Source organism: Streptomyces sp. NPDC043738 (genome assembly GCF_056436545.1).
The window spans coordinates 1-2,191 of sequence record NZ_JBWKCJ010000035.1 but is presented as its reverse complement, the minus strand read 5'-3'; the positions used below and the strand labels follow the sequence as shown (position 1 = coordinate 2,191).

Sequence of the window (2,191 nt, the reverse complement as noted above, 5' to 3'; positions counted from 1 at the left end):
ACCCGCTCCCCCGGGCGGTTTTTTTTTGTTGGTGGGGGCATCGAGAACCCCAAGACCAATGCAAAGGGGTGGTTTTCCCCCCCCCCGGGGGGGGGGGGGGGGGGCCCCCCCCCCCCCCCCCGGTCCGTACGACCACTAGTATTTGACCCAACATCTGCCGAACCAGGCAGGTGGAGACCCGAGGAGCCATCGTGGCTGAGCTGCACGTCGAGTTGGTCGCCGCGGACCGTCAGGTCTGGTCCGGCGAGGCCAGCCTGGTCGTCGCGCGCACCTCGTCGGGCGACATCGGCGTCATGCCCGGACATCAGCCGCTGCTCGGCGTGCTGCAGTCGGGCCCGGTGACGATTCGTACGACCGGCGAGAGCGGGGACGGCACCGTCGTCGCCGCCGTGCACGGCGGCTTCATCTCGTTCGCCGACAACAAGCTGTCTCTGCTCGCAGAGGTGGCCGAGCTGTCGGACGAGATCGATGTCCAGCGCGCGGAGCGGGCCCTGGAGCGAGCGAAGTCGGAGGCCGACGCGGCCGCCGAGCGTCGCGCCGATGTCCGACTGCGTGCGGTGACGGGCGTTCACTGAGCCCCGCCACCGACGAGATCGATCCTCAGCCGCGGGCTGCCCGGAATTCTCCGGAGCGGCTCGCGGCTGAGGCAATGCAGGTGCGTTTCCCTCCCCCACGCTTCGACGGCGCGGGGGCACCCCCAACGAGGCGAGGAGGTCGGTCGAGATGGTCCTCGCTCTGCTTGTGAGCGGCGCGGTCGTGGTGCTGGTGCTGGTGGGGCTGTTCGTCTTCGGACTGAGGCGGCGGCTCATCCAGCGGTCCGGAGGCACCTTCGACTGCAGCCTGCGCTGGAACGTGCCGGAGGACGAGCCCAGCGGCAAGGGCTGGATCTACGGCGTGGCGCGCTACAACGGCGACCGGATCGAGTGGTTCCGGGTGTTCTCGTACGCCCCCCGGCCCCGCCGCCTCCTGGAGCGCTCCGCCATCGAGGTCCTGCAGCGCCGCACCCCCCAGGGCGAGGAGGAGCTGGCACTGCTCTCCGACTCCATCGTGCTGGCCTGCGGGCACCGCGGCACCCGTCTGGAGCTGGCGATGAGCGAGGACGCGCTCACCGGTTTCCTGGCGTGGCTGGAGGCGGCGCCGCCCGGCCAGAGGGTGAACGTGGCCTGACGGGCACGGCCCCGTACCCGACGGGCGGGGGCCTGTAGGGGTGGGGCGAACAGATCCCGTAGGGGACACGAGGGCCCCCTGCGGGGCCGCAACGCGGAGGTCGGGGAGGGTATTCCCCGTGGCTCGCGACGGGACCGGCGGGGCATCCGGGCGGGGTCCCCGGCGCGGCATCCGGCTACGGCCCCGGCGCGGCATCCGGCTACGGCCCATCGACCCCTAATTCCTGTGCCAGTACGGCGGCTTGCACCCGGCTGCGCAGATCGAGCTTCGCCAGCAGCCGGCTGACATGCGTCTTCACGGTGGCCTCCGCCATCGCCAGCCGCAGGGCGATATCGGCGTTCGACAGCCCCCGCCCCAGGCATCCCAGCACCTCCCGCTCGCGCGGCGTCAGCGCGTCGAGCACCGCCGGATCCGGCGCCGCACCGTCCCGGGCCGGCCGGGACGCCGTACGGGGCCTGGCGAACTCCGCGATCAGGCGCCGGGTCACCGCCGGCGCGATCAGCCCCTCGCCGGACGCCACCGTGCGCACCGCGGTCAGCAGCGCGGCCGCGTCGCTGTCCTTGAGCAGAAAGCCGGCGGCCCCCGCCCGCAGCGCGCCGAAGACGTATTCGTCCAGGTCGAAGGTGGTCAGCACCAGCACGTCCGCCAGCTGCTCGGCGACCACCTGGCGGGTGGCGGAGACCCCGTCGAGGCGGGGCATCTGGATGTCCATGAGGACGAGGGCGGGGCGCAGCTCGCGGGCGAGCCGTACCGCCTCCTCGCCGTCCTCCGCCTCCCCGACGACCTCGATGTCGGGGGCGGAGCGCAGGATGAGGACCAGCCCGGCCCGTACGGCGGACTGGTCCTCGGCGACGAGAACCCGGATCGGCTGCGCGTCGGCGCCTGTCATCGTTGCTCTTCCTCCTCGGCGGCGGGGGGGGGGGGGGGGGGCCACCAGAACCTGCCGGCCGGACTGCTCTCCATACCGGCCCCTCACGCCCCGCCCACAACGGCGATCCCCTTCCTCCCCCCCCCCCGACCAGCG

At 72.9% G+C, this 2,191-nt stretch carries 3 protein-coding genes; 2 read left to right on the top strand and 1 reads right to left on the bottom strand.

Annotation, left to right across the window (positions count from 1 at the left end):
* Positions 1 to 191: 191 nt before the first annotated feature.
* The gene (locus tag AC0680_RS32530) at positions 192 to 575 is read left to right on the top strand and encodes a F0F1 ATP synthase subunit epsilon (RefSeq protein WP_030081273.1); all 384 of its coding nucleotides are present in this window, start codon (positions 192 to 194) and stop codon (positions 573 to 575) included.
* Positions 576 to 723: 148 nt separating this feature from the next.
* Positions 724 to 1,167: a DUF2550 domain-containing protein gene (locus AC0680_RS32525; RefSeq protein ID WP_384434156.1), complete on the top strand. Its 444-nt coding sequence runs from the start codon at positions 724 to 726 to the stop codon at positions 1,165 to 1,167.
* Between the two features lie 199 nt (positions 1,168 to 1,366).
* On the opposite strand, the gene AC0680_RS32520 is transcribed toward AC0680_RS32525, so the two are convergent.
* Complete coding sequence (locus tag AC0680_RS32520; protein ID WP_478635994.1) at positions 1,367 to 2,056, bottom strand: response regulator; 690 nt, start codon at positions 2,054 to 2,056, stop codon at positions 1,367 to 1,369.
* Between the last annotated feature and the right edge of the window lie 135 nt (positions 2,057 to 2,191).